The sequence below is a fragment of the Pseudomonas sp. SM4 genome (genome assembly GCF_051913165.1).
GTDB lineage: Bacteria > Pseudomonadota > Gammaproteobacteria > Pseudomonadales > Pseudomonadaceae > Aquipseudomonas.
In genome coordinates, this window is record NZ_JBODOE010000001.1 from 255,140 (window position 1) to 275,425 (window position 20,286).

The window sequence follows — 20,286 nt, forward strand, 5'->3', positions numbered from 1 at the left end:
TCAGGTGTGCAGGGCAGGGTGGGTCAGGCGGTGTTGTTGCAGGATGAACTGGCGCAGGCGCTCGGTTTCATCCACATCGGTCTGGCTCAGTTCGTAGGCGAAGAAACCTTGCTCGGTTTCCCGCTCGAAATGGCCGCGCAGGGCGATGCGCTCATAACCCGATGGGCTGAACCACTGGGCGAAATGTTTTGGCGGTTTGGTCTTGTTGCGCACTTCCACCAGCACGCCCTTGTGTGACACCTCGTGCACCCACAACACGCCCGGCTGACCTTTGGCGTTTTCCAGTGCCACCGGCTCTTCCAGCGTCAGTCGCCATGGCCGCACCATCGGACCATCTTCGTAAATGCTCGGCACACCGAGGCGCAAATGCAGGGCGTGGAACTCGTCTTCCACCAGATGCAGCGGGAACGTCATCTGCTGGTTTTCGAAGTTGGCCTGGATGGTCACTTGCTCGTGAGCAGCCAGGCGCGTGAGCAAATCACGGATCTGCGAACCGCCATTGACCAGCAGACTCGACGTCGCATCCCGCACGTTCAGTTGCGGGTTGTGCTGCATGGTCTGGATGAAATCCAGCTCATCCTGAGTGAGGAGGGCGTCGCGCTGCATGGCTAACTCGAAAGATATAGTTACAAAGTCATTGGTGATTGTAGTTAATGACAATTAGTTCGCTGTTTTGTTTGAACCGTTCGTCGCTTTCAGTTCGGCCAGCTCTGCTTGCAGGGCCGCGACCTCGGCTTCGAGCTGTGTGACGCGCTGCTGAGCCTTGACCTGAACCGTCACATCCTTTTGCACACCGACGAAATAGGTCAGCCCGTCGTCAGCGTTTGTAACCGTCGAAAGCGACAGCTCATTCCAGAACGGCGTGCCGTCCTTGCGATAATTACGCAGGATTTCCCGGCACGAACCCTTGCTGCGCAACACCTCGCGAATCGCCGCCAGCGCCTGCTGGTCGCGGTCTCCGGCCTGCAGAAAGCGGCAATCCTGATAAAGAATTTCTTCACTGCTGTAGCCGGTCATTCTTTCAAAGGCCGGGTTGACGTAAATCAGGATCGTGTCCTGCTCGCCTTCCTGTTCCGCTACGACGATGCCGTCGTTAGACGCGTTGATCACCATTTGCAGCAGGCTGGCATTGATCATCTGTGAGTCCGTTCAGATTGGCCGAAGGCTCGCATTCTAGAAGAACCGTCGGCGCTGTCTACTGGCCATTATCGGTAGATGAGATCCAATCGCAGGCTTGCAGCCTGGGCTGCTACTATCGCCGCTCATTTTTTCAGTTTCAGGATCAGATTGATGAAAGTCGCCATCCTCTCCGGTTCGGTCTACGGCACCGCCGAAGAAGTCGCCCGCCACGCCCAGAACCTGTTGAAAGCCGCTGGCTTTGAGACCTTCTACAACTCGCGCGCCAGCCTGGCCGACATTCAAGCGTTCGACCCCGAAGCCTTCCTCGCGGTGACCTCGACCACCGGCATGGGCGAGTTGCCGGACAACCTGCAACCGTTGTATTCGGCGATCCGCGATCAATTGCCGGCAGCCTGGCGCGGTTTGCCGGGCGCGGTCATCGCCTTGGGCGACGCCAGCTATGGCGACACCTTCTGCGGCGGTGGCGAGCAGATGCGCGAACTGTTCGGCGAACTGGGTGTGCGTGAGGTGCAGGACATGCTGCGCATCGACGCCAGCGAAAGCGTCACCCCGGAAACCGACGCCGAGCCTTGGCTGGCGCAGTTGATCGACACCCTCAAGGGCTGATCGGCCGCTCGCGCAGGAGTGCCAGCCACGCCTGCGCAGCATTCGACAGATAGGCGCCCTGACGCCAGATGAAGGCAATGTCCCAGCGCAGATAATCCGGCGCGCGCAAGGTCAGGCGCACCACGCCTGGCCGCACCAGCCCGCGCGCCACCACGCTGGGCAACAACACCACGCCTTGCCCGGCTGCCACCAATGCCGCGAGAAAATCCGCCTGACCGCTGCGCCCGCCTTCCTTCGGCGTAAAGCCCATTTGCTGGCATGCCTGCAGCAAGCGATCGTTGAGCACGAAGCTGCGCTGATAGAGCAGGAACGGTGTATCGGCCAGTTCGTCCAGGCCGATCTCGCCGCGATCTGCCAACGGATGATCGACGGGCAGCAGCGCATCGAGCTTCTCATCGCAAAACGGCTGACAGTCGAATTGCGGATCCTTCGGCAACAAACTGCCACCCAACTCCAGTTCCCCGTTGAGCACGGCTTGCTCGATATTGCGGCTGCCGCCCTCAAGCAACTGCACGCTGATGTTCGGGTAGCGCCGGCGATATTCGGCAAACAATCCGGCGAACAACGCGTCACTGCCCAACAGCGGCAGGCCCAGTCGCAACTCGCCACGGGCCAAATGACTGAGGTCGTCCAGCTCGACCAGCAACTCATTGCGCAAACGCAGCATCGCTTCGGCGCGTTGCAGCACCACGCTGCCGGCGGCGGTGAGACGCAACTGTGAACCGAGGCGTTCCAGCAGCGGTGTGCCGAGGCTCTGCTCCAGTTGCGCGACTTGCTTGCTGACCGCTGATTGACTGATGTGCAGGGTTTTCGCCGCTTGGGTGAAACCGCCCTGATGCATGACTTCGACAAAACTGCGCAGCTGTTTGAATTCCATGAGCCTGATTCCATTTTGGAATGGCTTTGAGTCTAACAATTCGCTTCAGGGATGGCAGGTGGGTTCGTAAAATAGGCCTCTGTAAGGAGCCCATCTCATGAATGTCGCAAATCTCAAGCATTTCTCCCGTTTACTCGCCGAACTCGCCGTGTTGCTCGGTCTCTATCTGCTCGGCTGCCAACTCGCCGCGTGGCTGGCATGGCCGATTCCCGGCGGCGTGATCGGCATGGCGCTGTTGCTGCTGGCCTTCGCTTGCGGTTGGGTGAAACCGGCGGCGCTGCAACTGGGGGCGGGCTTGCTGATGGCCGAGATGCTGCTGTTCTTTATTCCGGCGTTGATGAGCCTGCTCGATTACGGGGCGCTGCTGCGCAACGACGGCTGGCGGATTTTGCTGGTGATCGCCGCCAGCACCTTGATGGTGATGCTGGTGACCGCGTTTACCGTGGAACTGGCCGTGCGCGCGAGGCGTTCCCATGAAGCTTGAATGGATGCCGATGTTCTGGCTGGCTTTCACCTTGTTGGCGTACTTGTTCAGCCGCTGGATTTATCGGCGCACCGGTCGCTACGTGTTGTCGCCGCTGATTCTGGTGCCGGCGTTGCTGCTGGCGCTCGCCGTGCCGCTGCATACCGCGTATGCCGAGTATTCCAGCAACACCCATTGGCTGATGCTGGTACTCGGCCCGGTGACCGTGGCCTTCGCCGTACCGATCTGGCAGCAACGGCGTTTGTTGATGCGGCACTGGTCGGCGTTGTTGCTGGGCATGGTGGCGGGCAGCGCGGCATCGATCGGCACCTCGTTCGGATTGGCCAAAGCGTTGGCACTCGACAGTTCGGTGACGATGTCGCTGGTGCCGCGTTCGATCACCACGCCGTTCGCCATGCCGCTGGCGCAAAACCTCGGCGGTGTGCCGGAGTTGACCGCGGTGTTCGTGATGTTCACCGGCGTGTTCGGGGCGATGCTCGGCGGCGTGCTGCTCAAGTGGCTGCCGTTGCGCAGTGCCCTGGCGCGTGGTGCGCTGTTTGGGGTAGGCGCGCACGGTGCCGGCGTCAGCCGGGCGCATGAAGTGGGCGGCGAAGAAGGCTCTGTCGCCGGGCTGGTGATGGTCCTCACCGGTTTGCTCAACCTGTTCGCAGCTCCTTTGTTGGCGTCGTTGCTTTGACGCGGATCCAGGCTGTTTGCTGGGCTGACTCGGTCAGTCATCAAGCTGGCTGCCAATGCAACTACGCGATTGCCTGCGCCTGACTAGACTGCTCACACGTGCAGAACAATAAGAACGCAGAGGTGCATACAGTGAGCGTAGCCCCCGTCCAATCGTCCCTTAATGTCAAAGACCAGGTCAGCGCTGCGGAATGGCAGACCCGTGTCGATCTTGCCGCTTGTTATCGTCTGGTCGCCGCCCATGGCTGGGACGATCTGATCTTCACCCATATTTCCGCCAAGGTGCCGGGCACCGAAGATTTCCTGATCAATCCGTTCGGTCTGATGTTCCATGAGATCACCGCATCGAGCCTGGTGAAAGTCGATCAGGCCGGCAACAAACTCATGGACAGCCCGTACGAGATCAACCCTGCCGGCTACACCATCCACAGCGCCGTGCACGAAGTGCGGCACGATGTGGTTTGTGTGCTGCATACACACACCGCGTCCGGTGTCGCGGTGTCGGCGCAAAAGCAGGGCGTGCTGCCGATCAGCCAGCAATCATTGTTCGTGCTGTCGAGCCTGGCCTATCACGCCTATGAAGGCGTGGCGCTGAACCATGAAGAGAAGGCGCGCCTGCAGGCCGATCTCGGCGAGAACAATTTCCTCATGCTGCACAATCACGGTCTGTTGACCTGTGGCAGCACCATCGCCGACACCTTTCTGATGATGTTCACCTTCCAGCGCGCCTGCGACATTCAGGTGATGGCGCAGACCGGTGGTGCTGAACTCATCGCTATCGAACCGCAAATCCTGGCAGGCGCCAAAGCGATGATCGCCGGCGTCACCAAAAGTGCTCAAGGTATGGGTGGCGCGCTGGCCTGGCCGGCGCTGCTGCGCAAACTCGATAAACAAGACCCGGGATATAAACTCTAATGCCTCTTGCCGAGATTCCTCTGTGTGTCTGGCGTAAACGCAGCCAGACGTTTGTCTTTCGTGGCCAGCCGATCCGTTACTGGACGACCGGGCAGGGTGAGCCGCTGTTGCTGATCCATGGCTTTCCGACCGCCAGTTGGGACTGGCATTACCTGTGGCAGCCACTGGCTCAGCGTTATCGCGTGATCGCCTGTGACATGCTCGGTTTTGGTGATTCGGCCAAGCCGATCAACCACACCTACAGCTTGCTGGAACAGGCGGATTTGCAGCAGGCATTGCTCGCGCATTTGCAGGTTGAGCAACCGGTGCATGTGCTGGCGCACGATTACGGTGACAGCGTTGCGCAAGAGTTGCTGGCCCGGCATTACGAGGATCGCCTCGAAATCGCCAGTTGCGTGTTCCTCAACGGTGGCCTGTTTCCGGAAACCCATCGTCCGGTACTGATGCAAAAACTGTTGCTGAGTCCACTGGGCTGGATGATCGGCCGCGCGTTTACCCGCGATGCGCTGGTGAAGAGTTTTCGCCAGATCTTCGGCCCGCAAACCCGGCCGACGGAAAGTGAGCTGGATGATTTCTGGAGCCTGGTCGACAGCAATCGCGGGCCGCGCATCATGCACAAACTGATCAGCTACATTCCGGAACGTCGCGTGCAGCGTGATCGTTGGGTCGCGGCGATGCAGCGGGGCGAAGTGCCGATGCGGGTGATCGATGGCGAGGTCGATCCGATCTCTGGTGCGCACATGGTCGAGCGCTATCGCGAGTTGATCCCGGATGCGGATACGGTGTTGTTGCCGGGCATCGGTCACTATCCGCAAACCGAGGCGCCGGTGCAGGTGCTTAAGCACTATCTGGAATTTCGCGAGCGTCAGGTGCTGCCACCGCGCAAAGTCGCCTGTTCCTGAAGATCAAAAGATCGCAGCCTGCGGCAGCTCCTACACCGATCCCTGTAGGAGCTGCCGCAGGCTGCGATCTTTTGCTTTTCAATCCTGACTATCCCCCAACCTTATCGCACACCATTCAGCCCCAGCCCTGTTCGTTGTGACACCACGCCCGGTGCCTGACACTCAGCGTCAATACTGGCCTGCTGGAGTTGCCTCGATGAATGAGTCTGTGCGTTTCGAAGATAAAGTCGTGATCGTCACCGGAGCCGGTGGTGGCCTTGGCCGCGCCCACGCACTGCTGTTCGCCAAGCAAGGCGCGAAAGTGCTGGTCAACGACCTCGGCGGCTCGACCCAGGGCGAAGGCGCCAATGCCTCCGCCGCCGACCGCGTGGTCGCCGAAATTCGCGAAGCCGGCGGCACGGCTGAAGCCAACCACGACTCGGTCACCGACGGCGACAAACTGGTCCAAAACGCCCTCGACGTCTTCGGCCGCGTCGACGTCGTGGTCAACAACGCCGGCATCCTGCGCGACAAGACCTTCCACAAAATGGACGACGCCGACTGGGATCTGGTTTACCGCGTCCACGTCGAAGGCGCCTACAAAGTCACCCGCGCCGCATGGCCACACCTGCGCGAGCAAAACTACGGCCGCGTGATCTTTACCGCCTCGACCTCGGGCATCTACGGCAACTTCGGCCAGTCCAACTACGGCATGGCCAAACTCGGCCTCTACGGCCTGACCCGCACCCTGGCCATCGAAGGTCGCAAGAACAACATTCTGGTCAACGCCATCGCGCCAACCGGCGGCACGCGCATGACCGAAGGCCTGATCCCGCCACAAGTGTTCGAACAACTGAAACCGGAACTGGTCAGCCCGCTGGTGGTGTACTTGGCGAGCGAGCAATGCCAGGAAACTTCAGGACTGTTCGAAGTAGGTGGCGGCTGGATGGGCAAGGTACGTTGGGAACGTAGTTTAGGTGCCGGGTTCGATCCGCGAGTGGGTTTCTCGCCGGAAGATGTCGCGGCGCATTGGCAGCAGATTTGTGATTTTGAAGGGGCGGCGCATCCGAAGGACAATATTGAAGCGCTGAAGGAAATGATGGCGAATTTGCAGAAGTACTCGTTGTAATCGCAGCGAAAGCGAGCAGGCGTTGAAGCCTGCTCGATTTTTGTTTCTCATTCCTCGGTTTTGAATCCGGGTTTTCCGTTGGCTGCGCGCCAGACTTTAATGGCTCCTAATACGCCTTCTGGGCTGTCCTCTACACCCTCTTCCGGGTAGTAAAGAACGTCTGTTCCATTTGGATGCTCAGACGATAGAATAATCTCGTTGACAATGGCGTCGTGTTCTTTCTCTGATGAGTAATCACCCTCAACCAAACGATTGATGAGAGATATGTACTCTGCTTCTGTATATTCCTCAAACTTCTTATTGGGATTCATTTTTTAATTTTCTCATTCTTGAATGGGTTTCAATGTGCTGCTTGGGTGTGAGTATGCGAAGGTTGTCTACGTCATACACCGAGCCACCATCGAAAATAGGCTCAATATGATGAATATCTAGTTTGATTTTTCCTCCAATTCGTTCTGATCCAGAGGCAGTCGGTGAAAGCCCTCGTTTTATGTCGAATATGTTAAATCGAGAAAACTGTTCAACCAGAAAAGCATCATTTGCAACCGCTTTCCAAAACGCCCTGCGAAACGCCCTGAAACTCGAAAACTCCCGCCCTCGAAACTTATGCGCAATCTGCGCCGGGATCGGGGCGCCTTCCGGGGTTTTTGCCGCTGCCAACCAATTGTTCGAAACCGGCTGTCCCATGCCGCTGACCACCCCGGGATCCTGCCTTCGATCCCGGAACATCGTGAAGATGGGTGGTAGTCCGGAGTCGATCGGGAAGACGGTGATCCAGCCACCGAATCCGTATTGATCCCATACCGGGTTGAGATCGATCCGACCGCTGTCGGCGATTACCTCGGCGCCTTCGTAGATCGGCAAATCCATTTCGACCTGAGGGGATTCGGTCGAAGGATTCAGCGGCGCGACCAATGGTGTCCAAGTGACCGTGGGGCCCTTCGCTCCAACGTCAGCGGCGCTCGAAACGTAAAGGTTTTTCTGCGCATCAAAGCGCGCCAATTTCACTGGCACTGTGTGCGGGACAATCACGCCATCAGTGCTGACGACGACAATTTCGACACGGTTGCCCAGCGACCTTGAGCCAAGCCGCACCGGCAGGTCGACGGCACCGCCGGAGGCTGCCAATTGATACAGATCGACTGCCAGGTCAGGCGCAAGCTCTGCAAGAGTAACGCTCGCGGAATAGAGATCGCCGTTGCCCAGATCGGAGGGGACCAGTAACGCGGCGAAACCCACCACAAACGGCACGGCGAAGGTGGAAGCGGCTGCTACCGCAATGGCTACACCCGTGCGTAGCGAGGTCTGCAGTGCCGCCGTCGTGGTTGCAGGGTTGGCAATAATGCCGAGTGTTCCGGCGAAGGTCGGGCCAAAAGCTGCGGCTGCGCCGGCATTGGCGAATGTCGGGCTTGTCCAGCGCGCTTCGGTTTGCTGCTGCCATTCGGCGTGCAGGCGTTTGCGCTCGGCAAGCTCTTGAGCCTCCGCCCGGGCTTTGCGGCGTGCCTGTTTCTGGTTTTTTCTTTTCGCTGATCGATCGGCTTTTTGTTGCTGTTCGATACGGGCTTTTTCAGTCTTCTGCCGGGCTTCCTGCGCGGTACGGACTCTGTCGGCTTCAGTCTGGCGTTGCTGTTCGGCCAGCACTTCGAGTCGTCTCTTCTCAGCGACGATTTGTTGCGTGGCGGCTTCGGCAGCAACGCGCGCCTGCTCGGCAGCCACACGCTGCGCCTCGGCCAATGCCGCCAGTCGAGCCTGCTCGCGTGCCTGGATTTCTGCCTGTTCCTGCTGGCGACGGACTTGTTCCTGCAGGTCTCGCTGACGCTGTTGTTCGACGGCGATTCGTGCCTGTTCTGCCGCTTGGCGCGTGGCTTCTGCTGCGAGGTTCTGCGTGTGGTCGTTGGCTTGTACCGCTGCGAGCCATTGGTGCACGCTAATCTGTTGTTGGTGCAGAACCGCCAGCGTCTGGGTCAGCAGGCGGGCTTCGAGTGCGGCGCGGTAAGACTGTTTCCACAGGTTCATGCCTGGGCCGTCGGGCCGTAAGCGATTGTCGATGACATTGGCGCGAGCAAGAAACTGATCGGCGCTCTTGTTAGTTGGATCGCTGCCGTAAAACTGCTGAGACAAGGTTGTCTGGTGTTGCAGTTGCTGGTTCTTGTGTTGAATGAGTTTGTTGCGAACACCCAACTCACGGATGATTGCGGCCGCCGGTGGCAACGGCTCTGTGGACTCTTTCAGACGCGTGGCGGCCAGTTCCACTTCAATAGTCTGGGGGATCTGTTCGGTTCGGCTTTTGAACTCGCGCTCTTGCGGGATGATGAAACTTTGAAGTATCGGTTGATAACGTGCCGGACTTCGCACAGTACCGAAAGTGCCGCTATGGCGGTAATGATCGACTGTGCCGGAAGTAGGCAGCATCGAGGGCGGCAAAGTGCCTGTTGTATGAACCGGCTCCGTTAACTCAAACGGTGGAGGCCTTTGCATATTCATATCCTTTTGAATGTGCATTTATTGGAAGTCGAAACTTCACAGTGGCTGGTCGCCTCTGCCATTTGAAGTTACAGCGAAAGTGCTTCGGAAGTGTCCGGGAGGTGTGTGGGTTTTTGCTGTGGATAAAGTATGAAGTTTCAGTGCCGTGGCTTTAAGCCAGGGAAGTTCTTACACGGAGTCGGACAATTCCTGCATGAAATCAGGAAAGGTATTTCATGCGCCCATAAAAAAGGCCGCTGCAAACGCAGCGGCCAAGGTAAGACGTTGGATCAAGGAGCTACAAATCAACGTCAGTGAACACCGGGGCGATAAACCGAACACGTCGATTCATCTGAAATCTGTCAGCAATGGCCAGAGTTGCTCATGGCCAGTGCTTCGGCGCTTTTCGGCGTATCCCGTGAAAGCCCGCTCAGAATAAGCACTTCGGCCTGTAGGAAAAATAGCGATTCCCGACATGCACTGTTGCGGGGCGTGCAACAGTCGCTGCGCCCCGGCATGCACCATGCGTTGCGCTGATGATCGTCCATCCAGCTCACGGATGAATCGCGCAAACCCCCGCCCTGTGCGGGCATTCATCCTTTCGAGCGACAGCGCGAATACCTCCTTGGTGCGCTTATCGTCCCGTGCCGGCGGCAGTAGGGTGGGGCCTTCTGTCACTCACCGGGGAAGACGCATGACAAAAACAACAATGCGCGCCATCTTCACGCCGCAAGCGCTGGCCGCTGCGGTGGCTCTGGGTTGCTGTGCCCAGGCGCAAGCGGTCGCTTTCAACATCGGCGAAATCGAAGGGACGTTCGACTCGTCGCTGTCGATCGGTGCGAGCTGGGGCCTGCGCGATGCCGACAAGTCGCTGGTCGGCACGGTCAACGGCGGTACCGGGCAATCTTCCACGGGTGATGACGGGCGCCTGAACTTCAAGAAGGGCGAGACCTTTTCGAAGATCTTCAAAGGCATTCACGACCTCGAACTGAAGTACGGCGACACCGGTGTGTTTGTGCGCGGCAAGTATTGGTACGACTTCGAGCTGAAGGACGAAGACCGCGAGTTCAAGCAAATCAGCGACAGCGGTCGCAAGGAAGGCGCGAAGTCGTCCGGCGCGCAGATCCTCGATGCCTTCGTCTATCACAACTATTCCATTGCCGATCTGCCGGGCACTGTGCGCGCCGGTAAGCAGGTGGTGAGCTGGGGCGAAAGTACCTTCATCGGCAACTCGATCAACAGCATCAACCCGATCGACGTTTCCGCATTTCGCCGTCCCGGTGCCGAGATCAAGGAAGGTCTGATTCCGGTGAACATGCTGTTCGGTTCGCAAGGCCTGACGGATCAGCTGACGGTCGAGGGCTTCTATCAACTGGAGTGGGATCAGACCGTTCTCGACAACTGCGGCACGTTCTTCGGTGTCGATGTGGCGGCGGATGGTTGCAACAACGGCTACACCGTTGGCAATCCGGCAATCGCGCCGTTGGTGCCGCTGACCCAGGCCTTCGGTCAGGGCATTCAGGTCACTCGCGAAGGGGTGGTGATCCCTCGCGGCGGCGACCGTGATGCGCGGGATTCCGGGCAGTGGGGCACAGCGCTGCGCTGGCTCGGCGACGACACCGAATACGGCCTCTATTTCATGAACTATCACAGCCGCACGCCAACGGTGGGCACCACCACGGCGGGGCTTTCGACATTGGCGGCATTGCCGGGGATGGTCGGGATTGCCAACGGTCTGGCGCCTGGCAGCGGCTCGGGTCTGGCGCAGAGTGTGATGCTCGGGCGCGGCCAGTACTACCTCGAATACCCGGAAGACATTCGCCTGTATGGCGCGAGTTTCTCCACCACTTTGCCAACCGGTACTGCGTGGACTGGTGAGGTCAGCTACCGGCCAAACGCGCCGGTGCAGGTCAACACCAACGACCTGACGCTGGCGCTGCTCAACCCGATTGCCGGCGGTGCGGCCTCGCCGCTGACGACGTCGCCGGGCGCGGACAACAAGAGCTACCGCCGCAAGGAAGTCACGCAAATCCAGAGCACCCTCACGCACTTCTTCGATCAGGTGTTGGGCGCAGAACGTCTGACCGTGGTCGGCGAAGCAGCGGTGGTGCACGTCGGCGGTCTGGAGCCGCGCAGTCAACTGCGTTATGGCCGCGACTCGGTGTACGGCCAGTACGGTTTCGGCGGCGACACCGACGGCTTCGTCACTTCAACTTCGTGGGGCTACCGCGCCCGGGCGATCCTCGATTACGCCAACGTGGTCGGCGGGATCAACTTCAAACCCAACCTGTCGTGGTCGCATGACGTCGCCGGTTACGGGCCCAACGGCCTGTTCAACGAAGGCGCGAAAGCGATCAGCGTCGGCGTCGATGCCGACTACCGCAACACCTACACCGCGAGCCTCAGCTACACCGACTTCTTTGGCGGCGATTACAACGTCCTCGAAGACCGTGACTTCGTGGCCCTGAGCTTCGGCGTGAACTTCTGATCTGCCCGAGAAGGATGACTGCAATGCGCAAAATGATTCTGCAATGTGGTGTGCTGGCCCTGAGTGTGCTGGCGGCCAACGTGATGGCGGCAGTGTCGCCGGATGAAGCGAACAAACTCGGCACCAGCCTGACCCCGCTCGGCGCCGAAAAGGCCGGCAACGCCGATGGCTCGATTCCGGCGTGGACCGGCGGTATCCCGAAAAACGCCGCGGCGGTGGACAGCAAAGGTTTCCTCGCCGACCCGTTCGCCAACGAGAAACCGTTGTTCACCATCACCCCGGCCAACGTCGACAAATACAAGGACAAGCTGTCTGAAGGTCAGGTGGCGATGTTCAAGCGTTACCCGCAAACCTACAAAATCCCGGTTTACACCACCCACCGCACCGTCGCCGTACCGCCGGAAATCTACGAATCGGCCAAGCGCAGCGCGCTCAATGTGACCACGATCAACGACGGTAATGGCCTGGCCAATTTCACCGGCAATCGCTACTACGCGTTTCCGATTCCGAAGAACGGTGTCGAAGTGTTGTGGAACCACATCACCCGTTATCACGGCGGCAACGTCAAACGCATCATCACTCAGGTGACCCCGCAGACCAACGGCAGCTACACGCCGATCCGCTTCGAAGAAGAGATCGCCGTGCCGCAATTGATCAAGGATATCGATCCGGAAAAAGCCGCCAACGTGCTGACTTTTTTCAAGCAATCGGTGACCGCGCCGGCGCGTCTGGCCGGCAACGTGCTGCTGGTGCACGAGACCCTCGATCAGGTGAAGGAGCCGCGTCTGGCGTGGATCTACAACGCCGGTCAGCGCCGTGTACGTCGTGCGCCGCAAGTGGCGTATGACGGCCCGGGCACGGCGGCGGATGGCCTGCGTACTTCGGACAACTTCGACATGTTTTCCGGCGCACCGGATCGCTACGACTGGAAACTGGTCGGCAAAAAGGAAATGTACATCCCGTACAACAGCTACAAACTCGATTCGCCAAGCCTGAAATACGACGACATCGTCAAGGCCGGGCACATCAATCAGGACCTGACCCGTTATGAATTGCACCGTGTCTGGGAAGTCATCGGTACGGTCAAACCAAGCGAGCGGCACATCTACGCCAAGCGCCACATGTACATCGATGAGGACAGCTGGCAAGTCGCGCTGGTCGATCACTATGACGGTCGCGGTCAACTGTGGCGCGTGGCCGAGGGGCACTCTGAATATCACTACGAGCATCAGGCACAGGCTTACACCCTCGAAGCGCTCTACGACATCATCGCCGGTCGCTACATTGCCCTGGGGATGAAGAACGAAGAGAAGCACAGTTACGAATTCGGCTTCGAAGCCAAGGCTGCGGATTACACCCCGTCTGCCTTGCGCGCCGAAGGCGTTCGGTAACGCTCTGGATACATCGGCAAGGCAAAAGGCGACCACCCGGTCGCCTTTTTTATGGGCGCCAATCAGCGCGCTGAATACTCGTCAACAAGGTGCCTGCAGAGGGCTAGGGTGAGTGCATAACGATAAAAAGGCTGACCCGATGACTGCCATGACTTCTTGCCTGGATCGCCGCGGATTTTTCCCCAGGCTTTCTTCCCATCATCAGCCGCGTCTTCGATTGAGCCAGCCATTGCTTGATTCAATGGCACGAGTCCGGCTCGTCTGCGCACCCGCCGGCAGTGGTAAAACTGCGTTACTCACCGAATGCTTTTTGCAGGCGCCAGCATCATGTGAACGGGCCTGGTTGCCGTTGGCTGGCGTCATGTTGAACCGCATGCAGCTATGCCAGCGACTGGCGCAGGCGCTGGGGCTGCCCGAAAGCATTGATGAGGCCGGGTTGATCGCGATGCTGACGTTCTGGTCCAGACCCACCTGGCTGTTTATCGACGACTACTGCCGTTTGCCGGATCCGCTGCTGGATGCCTTGCTTGATCGCCTGCTGGCAGTCAGCAGTCCAGCACTGACCTGGTGGGTGAGCACCCGACGTCGTCCGCAATGCAATTGGCCGCGGCTTTTGCTCAATGATGAGTTGTACGAGTGTGAACAGGCGACGCTGGCACTTACACACGAGGAGGTCGCCGGAGCGTTGCGCCACTTGCCGCCGGAACAGGCTGGCAGTGTCGCCACTCGGATTGTCCAGCGCACCGGCGGCTGGTGCGCCGGGGCACGTATGGCGCTGTTGCAAAAATGCAATGAGTCGCAAGGCATTCTCCCCCGGCAACGCGTCGACACGCTGCTGGACTATCTGCAGCACGAACTGTTCAGCGGCCTTACTCCGGAGCAGGCTGAGGCATGGCGTGTACTGGCGCATTTACCGCGCTTCAACACCGAGCTGTGTGAACACTTGTTTGGTGCCGGTGAGGGCGCGCCGCTCTTGAGCGCGTTGCAAGCCCTTGGCTGCTTTATCGAGCCGTGGCATGAGTCTGCGGACTGGTTGCAAGTATTCGCGCCATTGTCTCGCATCATGTGTGAAGAACACTGGCCTGCCGGACGCTCATGGCATCGGCGTGCCTGCCAGTGGTTTACCGCTGCTCAGGATTGGCGCGCCGCCTTTGAACAGGCGCTGCTGGCTGATGAATACGAGACAGCGGTGAGTCTGTTGCAGCACTTGAGCCTCGAAGATCTGTTCGAGGATCAAACGGTTGTGCTGTTGTTGCGATTGCAGGAGCGTCATGGGCAGGAGTTGATCCTGGCCACCCCGCAACTAATCGGGCTGATGACCGCAGCGGCGCTTTTCGCCGGTCGTTTTGAACACGCCGCGGTGTGTATCGGCCACCTGTCACGGTTCATGCCACAGCCTAGCGCTCAACTCGAGCAGCAATTACTTGCGCGGTGGCAGGCGCAACAAGGCTGGCTACTGCACTTGCAAGGGCAAATGGAGCCTGCGCGCGAGCACTTTCGAGAAGCGTTGGCCGCACTGGTTCCTCACGCATGGCAGGTTCGTTTGTTATGCCTGTCCGGACAGACCCAGCAAGCGTTATTGTGCGGTGAACTGGAGCAGGCCCACGCCATCAACCGCGAGGCACTGTGCCTGGCTCGGGCCCAGGGTTCGCTGCTGTTCGAGGGCTTGCTCGAGCTCGATCACGCACAATTGCTCGAACAACGAGGGGCGCCGGCTCGGGCCGAGAGTCTGCTTCTGGCCATCGACCAGTTGCTGCGCGCGCGGGCGGATCAACCGACACCACTGCTTGGCAGAATTTCTCTGCGCCGAGGGCGGCTGGCCCTGTGCATGGGGCACGAGACTCAGGCGGCGGAACTGTTTCAAAAAGGCCTTGAGGATTGCCTGCGCAGTCATGACAAGCGTGTGTTGTACGGCTATCTCGGACAAGCGCAACTCGCGGCAAATAAAAGCGATTACGCGCTGGCGTTCGAGCGCTTGCGCGAAGCCGAAAGGGTCATGCAGCAAAGGCAGATACCGGACACGGTTTATCGTGGTGTGCTTCTGCAGGTCAGCAGCCAGTTCTGGTTGCAACAGGGGCGGCCGCAGTTGGCGCAAGAAGCACTGGGACGGCTACTGCGCCACTACCGTGGACCGCATGCACGTCAGGCTCCCCCCGCCACCCTGGAATTGATTGCGCGCATCGAGTATCTGTTGGCCTGCGCCTGTATGAAACTTTCGCCCGCGGAAAATGGCCTTGCTCAGGTTCAGCAACTGTTAAAACAGGCCCAGGCGAAGGGAATGTTGAACATGGAAACTGAATTACAGTTGGCAATAGCACAACTGGCCGAGTCGAGCGGCGATCATGTTTTAGCGCAAAGAGCTTTTCAACGGGCACAGCTATTAGTCGAGCGCTGTCACTTGCATCAGGCCTTGCGAGAGTGGCAGTTACGCCGAGATACCAATATCGCATCGCAGGTGATGGCGGATGGTAATTCGCCGTTTACGGAAGAAATGCATGAACTTGCGCTGAGTCGCCGTGAGCTTGAAGTGCTGCGGTTAATTGCCCAGGGAGCATCCAATCAGCAAATTGCCGAGCAACTTTATATTTCATTGCATACGGTGAAAACTCACGCCAGGAGAATCAATGGGAAACTAGGCGTAGAGCGCAGGACCCAAGCTGTGGCGAAGGCTAAGTCATTGGGGTTTCTATAGCTTTTGCAGTAAGTAAACTGTTGTTCAATTGTTAAAGTGAATATTTTTTGAAATCTATTGGCTGTTTTCGCCAGTCAAAAAAGAATCTACCTTGCGACAATCCAACGTGGCTGCTTTTCTGTAGCCTGGGTTAAGTCGACAAGGAGTTTTCATGAGCAAGATGTTCACAAGTCTGATGCGCGATTCGGAAGGTGAAAAGGTAACGTGGGCTCAAGAATGGGAAAAGGCGACTATTGCGAAAAATAAACTTTTTGCCGTCGTTGATGGGGCCCCCAGCGTTAAACTGATCGTCAGGAAAATGCTGGAAAGCGAGTTGGTGCAGAGGCGCAAAAAAGTGGACATTGACAATGTCTATATTAATACAGGGAGTTTGAAGGCTGATGGCAAGCGGCGGCCCTCAGGGACGCTGAGCGAAGTGGTGCTCTACTGCCTGGATAATAATGTACAGCCAGGATATGTCGTGGGTGGGGATGGAGTTTTTTATCTTGCCGACACGTTCAGTGATAAATTCAAAGTGCCAGAGTTCAGTATTCACGATGTTGAAAGTCTGGTGTCGAGCCTCTCCGGTGAACTCGAAAACAAGCTCCAGGAAGAACTCGCTGGATATTGGGCGGCCGCCGCAAAAGCCACTGCAGTTGAATCGCCTTTATTGACCAATACACAAATTTTTCATCAGGCTTACGCCTCGGTATTGACAGCTGAGTTATCGCTTTCGGTCATGACCGGTGCGGTGCCTGACTTTCTAGGAGGGCGGTTCGCTCATTTGTTAAACGCCGCGAAGAGTCAGGGTGCTTTTGAAGTAAGGCTGCAACCCGATGAGGATTATCTGGGCGGGCCAGGGCCACGTTTCGTTCTGGACAACGCCGAACGTGCGGGTTCGGAAATGAAATGGCTTAATGAAGACACTGGTTATGTCGTGCATACGCCAAAATATGGCTTTGAATATTTTAGTAGAAGCACCGAATTATATAAAAAATTGCAAGCTCGCAAGGCCTCGCCGACGATTGGAATTAAATGCCTTAAAATGTCTGGAAGCGTAATTTCAAATGGCGTAGATGCCCACCTGAAAGGCCAGGTTGAAAGCGCAGCCAGTCGGCTGCGAAATCGCCAGAATTTTGCTGGAACATTAATTTCCGAGTTGCAAAATAATCAAAATATGCAAGTCATGCGTCACGCTATAGAGACTCGATTCAATCGGTTATTCGCCGACTTGAAGCGTACCGATTGGCCACTGTGGTTGAAGTCTGCAACTCAAGTTGTGCAAAAACGTTACGCTGAACTTGAAGAGTCGATGGAACGATACGACGTCATCTATAAAGCTGAATTTGATAAATGTTTTTCCTTCAAGGACTATGTGCTGCGGTCTTTCGCTGCATGGTCAGACAGCGCGCTGGGTGAAGCGCTGGATCCGGAAGTGATCCAGGTCCACAGCTCCTACAAATTGCAGGTGGGCGGACGCACCATAGAGCAGGAAGAGAGCAGAACACTGACCGAGTATTTAGTGGTCGGTCTGCATGACGACGGTCACAGGGCTAATATCACCCTCAAAGGCACACCGCCAGGCAGCCGTTTGTCCGTCAATGCACTTGAGCAATGGTTGACCAATCGAAGCCTGCGCTTGGAGTTTGTAGCCACTCTCCCGGCTTCTACATCTGCCGGATTTCAGCAGGCCTATCGCGACTACCTCAACAGCCAAATGGAGTTCGCTCTTTTTGTTGCTCGTAACAGCGGGTATTACAGTGAGAAGGAGGCAGAAGTAGTACAGCGCGGGTTGGCTGGCGATCCGTCGGTGCTTATTCGCGGCCTGAAAATAAAAAATCAATCGGTAGCATTGAAAGAAGTATTTGTTTTTATGGTTGCGGGAATTCATAACGGGTTTCTGCTGTTTCTGAAAACACCTGAGGGGAAATTTCAGTTTCAAAAATTCCCTGAAATGTATGAGATGAATCGGTGGCTCGAAGCGGCCTTGAGCGTAGACCGAAACTATGCTGAAACGTTGATTCACCCGGAGTATTTGAATGACGCCGGAAAGCTGATGGGTACTGATCGCGCAAAAGTGCATTATAAATACGAACTGGATAACCGATTTGCTGATCTGTTTGCCGGCGGGATGAAGCTTCTGTCCGATTATGCGCCTATTGCTTATCGTGCAGAAGTTGCGTTGCACAAAACAATTGCTCCGATTGGCTATCGGTTTCTGGGAGATAACGGTCGTAAGCGTTATGCTCGTTTGACCACAGAGCTCAAGGCGCTTTCGGTTGTAGACGCACGCGAAAATGGTTTTCCTTCATTTGAACGGTTTACCTACGACCTGATCAAGCAAGAGATCGAGATTATATTGCGTTCCAAGGGACGTGTCGTCGACGTTAATCCTGATCTGATCATGGTTCAGACAGTCGAGTTTCGTAAAAGCATTACTGATCTATTGCTGGAGGGGATTTCGTTTGAGGCATCTCATCCTGCCTATGCAACAAAAGATGATCCCAAGTACTTTGTTACGGGAGGCCACCCCGTGATGGCTGAGCTGGATATTCGCCACTTGTCAGCGCTGTCCAAGACATTTCGTCCGGGTGATCGTTATACCGAAATGCTTAAGAAGGTGTACTTGGATAAAGGCGATGCCGGCTACGCGTTCAAGCGTGCAGTGCATGCAAAAAAAATTCGCTGCCAAATGCATTGTAGCGCCGTCTCCGATTTCATTGATGGCAGAATATCGCCTGAAATATTAGCTGCCCTTCAGCGTGTCATTGACGATTTAAAAGAAAGCGGTGGCTATCTTTCTATTGCCGATAATATTTCAGAAGGTGACGAGGGGTTGTACAAGTTCAATATCGGGCCGTTGGGTCTGATGGCGGCAAGCGATCGTACAGTGGAAGGCGTTTATATATTTCGTCTCAAGCTGGGCGCAGAGTTTTATGATTATCTCTACACGCCCGATGCTCCCGATCGGGCTACATTTCGTCCCGTTGGAGAGTTTATCCAGTCCATTCGTTTTCGGTACGGGCCGTTCAGGGATTATTACTCAGGTCGGATTTTGCTGGTAGATCAAGCGGTCATCAATGAATATTTTGACCGCATTGTGGCCACCGTTGATAGTCGGCCTCCCGTTAAAACGCAAAGTCGAGCCAAACTGCCAGATCTCTATACCTTTCACAATGAGAGGGTGCGTCGTGTGTTGAGTGATATCGACGAGAGAACCACAAGCTTGAAAGAAGTGGTCGCTGGGCTAATTTACGATAACGTCATGAAAGTCGCGAACCTCATCAGCTTGGTTGTGCCACCCATCGGTACGGTAGTGGTAGCTGTTCAGATGATGAAAAGTATCTATGACGCATCGCAAGCGGACAGGAGAGGAGATTACTCCGCCGCAGTGGGCCACCTCAAGGATACTGTGACCAGTCTGTTAACACTGGGGAAAGCGGCGGCCGCCGGTGCGCCGGTCAAAGCCGTGACCAACGCTCAACGATCCTTTCTCAGCCTCTTCAAGGATGCGAGGACTGTTGCTGAATTCGTTACTCACGTTTCCGGCCAGAAAGCACCTGATGAAATGCTGATCGGTTTTTTCAAGTCGTTACTTGAGAACTCCGAATCAGGCCGCAGTAAAACCACAGTGCGTTAAAACCCGTTGAACGGCAGCACGGCGGCTATACATTCGATAAATCTTTGGGGTCATACCCTAGTCGCCAACTCACGGCCCGCGTCGCAGCCAACAACCGCTGCGCCGCCGGGCCGTTTTCATCGGCGTGAAACAACGAGGTCGGACCGACAATGGTGACGACCGCTGCGACTTGGCCGACCGCGTTGAACACCGGCGCCGACAACGCATCCACGCCGGGCATCAGCAAACCGTGAACATGATGCAGGCCGCGTTCGCGGATCTGTTCGCACAGGGTTGTGTAAGTTTTTTCGTCTTTGAGCGGGTGGTCGGCAACGGCGATTTCCTGCTCGCGCAGATCATCGGTTTCCCGATGCGGCAAAAACGCACTGAACACCAGCCCCGTCGAAGAACTCAGCAATGGCAACACCGAGCCCAACTGCGTCACCACTGTCACGGCACGCACCGCCGGTTCGATGTGCACCACGGTTGCGCCCTGATTGCCCCACACCGCCAAAAAGCAGGTCTCGTTCAGTTCGTCGCGCAGTTCGGCCAACGGCAGGGCGGCGACTTTCAGCACGTCCATACTGTTGAGTGCGGCCAGACCCACGCGCAAGGCTTCACGGCCGAGGCCGTAATGGTTGGTGGCGGCGTTTTGTTCGGCGAACCCCGAGGCGATCAACGCTTGCAAATAGCGATGCACCTTGCTCGCCGGCATCTGCACGTGTTCGGCCAGGCGCGACAACGAAGTGGACGGCGACAACTCGGCCAGGGCCTTGAGGATGTCGGTGCCGACTTCGGCGGAGCGGACTTTCTGTTTGCCGTTGCTGTCGCTGGTTTTTTCCATGGTGCGGCCGGGTTCCGATACGAATGGGCGTCTTTATAGCTTGACGCTGGATAGCGAGCAAATTACGTTATGCGTAATCGAATTACGATAATAACAACCCCGG

The 20,286-nt window shown here is 57.1% G+C and carries 16 protein-coding genes; 10 read left to right on the forward strand and 6 right to left on the reverse strand.

Translation table 11 applies throughout. From position 1 onward, the window contains the following. Complete coding sequence (locus ACQ4MY_RS01140) at positions 1-606, reverse strand: hypothetical protein (RefSeq protein ID WP_440093263.1); 606 nt, start codon at positions 604-606, stop codon at positions 1-3. 54 nt (positions 607-660) lie between these two features. After that, a complete protein-coding gene (locus ACQ4MY_RS01145; RefSeq protein WP_008084980.1) occupies positions 661-1,137 on the reverse strand; it encodes a PAS domain-containing protein in 477 nt (158 codons plus the stop codon). Between the two features lie 153 nt (positions 1,138-1,290). Here ACQ4MY_RS01145 and ACQ4MY_RS01150 point away from each other — a divergent pair, with 153 nt between their 5' ends. Then, a complete protein-coding gene (locus tag ACQ4MY_RS01150) occupies positions 1,291-1,746 on the forward strand; it encodes a flavodoxin (RefSeq protein WP_440093266.1) in 456 nt (151 codons plus the stop codon). Here the strand turns inward: ACQ4MY_RS01150 and ACQ4MY_RS01155 are convergent. Next, on the reverse strand, positions 1,736-2,623 hold the full coding sequence (locus tag ACQ4MY_RS01155) for a LysR family transcriptional regulator (protein WP_008084976.1): 888 nt from the start codon (positions 2,621-2,623) through the stop codon (positions 1,736-1,738). The two genes, ACQ4MY_RS01150 and ACQ4MY_RS01155, sit on opposite strands and share 11 nt — an antisense overlap. A gap of 97 nt (positions 2,624-2,720) precedes the next feature. Here ACQ4MY_RS01155 and ACQ4MY_RS01160 point away from each other — a divergent pair, with 97 nt between their 5' ends. The 5 genes from ACQ4MY_RS01160 (at position 2,721) to ACQ4MY_RS01180 (ending at position 6,707) form a co-directional block, all read left to right on the forward strand. Continuing rightward, positions 2,721-3,107, forward strand: a complete 387-nt coding sequence (locus ACQ4MY_RS01160; RefSeq protein WP_440093268.1) for a CidA/LrgA family protein — start codon at positions 2,721-2,723, stop codon at positions 3,105-3,107. After that, the gene (locus ACQ4MY_RS01165) at positions 3,097-3,783 is read left to right on the forward strand and encodes an LrgB family protein (protein WP_158833145.1); all 687 of its coding nucleotides are present in this window, start codon (positions 3,097-3,099) and stop codon (positions 3,781-3,783) included. Before ACQ4MY_RS01160 ends, ACQ4MY_RS01165 begins: the two co-directional genes overlap by 11 nt. 131 nt (positions 3,784-3,914) lie before the next feature. After that, positions 3,915-4,697: a class II aldolase/adducin family protein gene (locus ACQ4MY_RS01170; protein ID WP_008084971.1), complete on the forward strand. Its 783-nt coding sequence runs from the start codon at positions 3,915-3,917 to the stop codon at positions 4,695-4,697. Next, positions 4,697-5,599: an alpha/beta fold hydrolase gene (locus ACQ4MY_RS01175; protein ID WP_440093270.1), complete on the forward strand. Its 903-nt coding sequence runs from the start codon at positions 4,697-4,699 to the stop codon at positions 5,597-5,599. Before ACQ4MY_RS01170 ends, ACQ4MY_RS01175 begins: the two co-directional genes overlap by 1 nt. Before the next feature lie 196 nt (positions 5,600-5,795). Further along, on the forward strand, positions 5,796-6,707 hold the full coding sequence (locus tag ACQ4MY_RS01180; protein WP_047299796.1) for an SDR family oxidoreductase: 912 nt from the start codon (positions 5,796-5,798) through the stop codon (positions 6,705-6,707). 47 nt (positions 6,708-6,754) lie between these two features. Here ACQ4MY_RS01180 and ACQ4MY_RS01185 read toward each other — a convergent pair whose 3' ends face one another. Both ACQ4MY_RS01185 and ACQ4MY_RS01190 read right to left on the reverse strand, forming a co-directional pair. After that, complete coding sequence (locus ACQ4MY_RS01185) at positions 6,755-7,018, reverse strand: bacteriocin immunity protein (protein WP_440093272.1); 264 nt, start codon at positions 7,016-7,018, stop codon at positions 6,755-6,757. Continuing rightward, positions 7,005-9,209 (reverse strand): S-type pyocin domain-containing protein, encoded by a 2,205-nt coding sequence (locus ACQ4MY_RS01190; protein WP_440093273.1) that lies wholly within the window; start codon positions 9,207-9,209, stop codon positions 7,005-7,007. The genes ACQ4MY_RS01185 and ACQ4MY_RS01190 overlap by 14 nt, the downstream gene beginning before the upstream one ends. A 655-nt stretch (positions 9,210-9,864) precedes the next feature. On the opposite strand from ACQ4MY_RS01190, the gene ACQ4MY_RS01195 reads away from it, so the two are divergent. From ACQ4MY_RS01195 to ACQ4MY_RS01210, 4 genes are all read left to right on the forward strand, one after another. After that, the gene (locus tag ACQ4MY_RS01195) at positions 9,865-11,658 is read left to right on the forward strand and encodes a DUF1302 domain-containing protein (RefSeq protein WP_440093275.1); all 1,794 of its coding nucleotides are present in this window, start codon (positions 9,865-9,867) and stop codon (positions 11,656-11,658) included. A 23-nt stretch (positions 11,659-11,681) separates the two neighbouring features. After that, positions 11,682-13,049: a DUF1329 domain-containing protein gene (locus ACQ4MY_RS01200; RefSeq protein WP_440093277.1), complete on the forward strand. Its 1,368-nt coding sequence runs from the start codon at positions 11,682-11,684 to the stop codon at positions 13,047-13,049. A gap of 139 nt (positions 13,050-13,188) precedes the next feature. Continuing rightward, positions 13,189-15,741, forward strand: a complete 2,553-nt coding sequence (locus ACQ4MY_RS01205; protein ID WP_440093279.1) for a LuxR C-terminal-related transcriptional regulator — start codon at positions 13,189-13,191, stop codon at positions 15,739-15,741. Positions 15,742-15,892: 151 nt separating this feature from the next. After that, entirely contained in the window at positions 15,893-19,360 is a 3,468-nt protein-coding gene (locus ACQ4MY_RS01210) for a dermonecrotic toxin domain-containing protein (RefSeq protein WP_440093281.1), read from the forward strand. Positions 19,361-19,385: 25 nt separating this feature from the next. On the opposite strand, the gene ACQ4MY_RS01215 is transcribed toward ACQ4MY_RS01210, so the two are convergent. Continuing rightward, positions 19,386-20,183, reverse strand: a complete 798-nt coding sequence (locus tag ACQ4MY_RS01215; RefSeq protein ID WP_008087759.1) for an IclR family transcriptional regulator — start codon at positions 20,181-20,183, stop codon at positions 19,386-19,388. Positions 20,184-20,286 lie beyond the last annotated feature (103 nt).

Coding starts and splice junctions, on each gene's coding strand:
- ACQ4MY_RS01140 (WP_440093263.1), bottom strand. CDS start 606: ATGCAGCGCGACGCCCTCCTCACTCAGGATGAGCTGGATTTCATCCAG.
- ACQ4MY_RS01145 (WP_008084980.1), bottom strand. CDS start 1,137: ATGATCAATGCCAGCCTGCTGCAAATGGTGATCAACGCGTCTAACGAC.
- ACQ4MY_RS01150 (WP_440093266.1), top strand. CDS start 1,291: ATGAAAGTCGCCATCCTCTCCGGTTCGGTCTACGGCACCGCCGAAGAA.
- ACQ4MY_RS01155 (WP_008084976.1), bottom strand. CDS start 2,623: ATGGAATTCAAACAGCTGCGCAGTTTTGTCGAAGTCATGCATCAGGGC.
- ACQ4MY_RS01160 (WP_440093268.1), top strand. CDS start 2,721: ATGAATGTCGCAAATCTCAAGCATTTCTCCCGTTTACTCGCCGAACTC.
- ACQ4MY_RS01165 (WP_158833145.1), top strand. CDS start 3,097: ATGAAGCTTGAATGGATGCCGATGTTCTGGCTGGCTTTCACCTTGTTG.
- ACQ4MY_RS01175 (WP_440093270.1), top strand. CDS start 4,697: ATGCCTCTTGCCGAGATTCCTCTGTGTGTCTGGCGTAAACGCAGCCAG.
- ACQ4MY_RS01180 (WP_047299796.1), top strand. CDS start 5,796: ATGAATGAGTCTGTGCGTTTCGAAGATAAAGTCGTGATCGTCACCGGA.
- ACQ4MY_RS01185 (WP_440093272.1), bottom strand. CDS start 7,018: ATGAATCCCAATAAGAAGTTTGAGGAATATACAGAAGCAGAGTACATA.
- ACQ4MY_RS01190 (WP_440093273.1), bottom strand. CDS start 9,209: ATGCACATTCAAAAGGATATGAATATGCAAAGGCCTCCACCGTTTGAG.
- ACQ4MY_RS01195 (WP_440093275.1), top strand. CDS start 9,865: ATGACAAAAACAACAATGCGCGCCATCTTCACGCCGCAAGCGCTGGCC.
- ACQ4MY_RS01200 (WP_440093277.1), top strand. CDS start 11,682: ATGCGCAAAATGATTCTGCAATGTGGTGTGCTGGCCCTGAGTGTGCTG.
- ACQ4MY_RS01205 (WP_440093279.1), top strand. CDS start 13,189: ATGACTGCCATGACTTCTTGCCTGGATCGCCGCGGATTTTTCCCCAGG.
- ACQ4MY_RS01210 (WP_440093281.1), top strand. CDS start 15,893: ATGAGCAAGATGTTCACAAGTCTGATGCGCGATTCGGAAGGTGAAAAG.
- ACQ4MY_RS01215 (WP_008087759.1), bottom strand. CDS start 20,183: ATGGAAAAAACCAGCGACAGCAACGGCAAACAGAAAGTCCGCTCCGCC.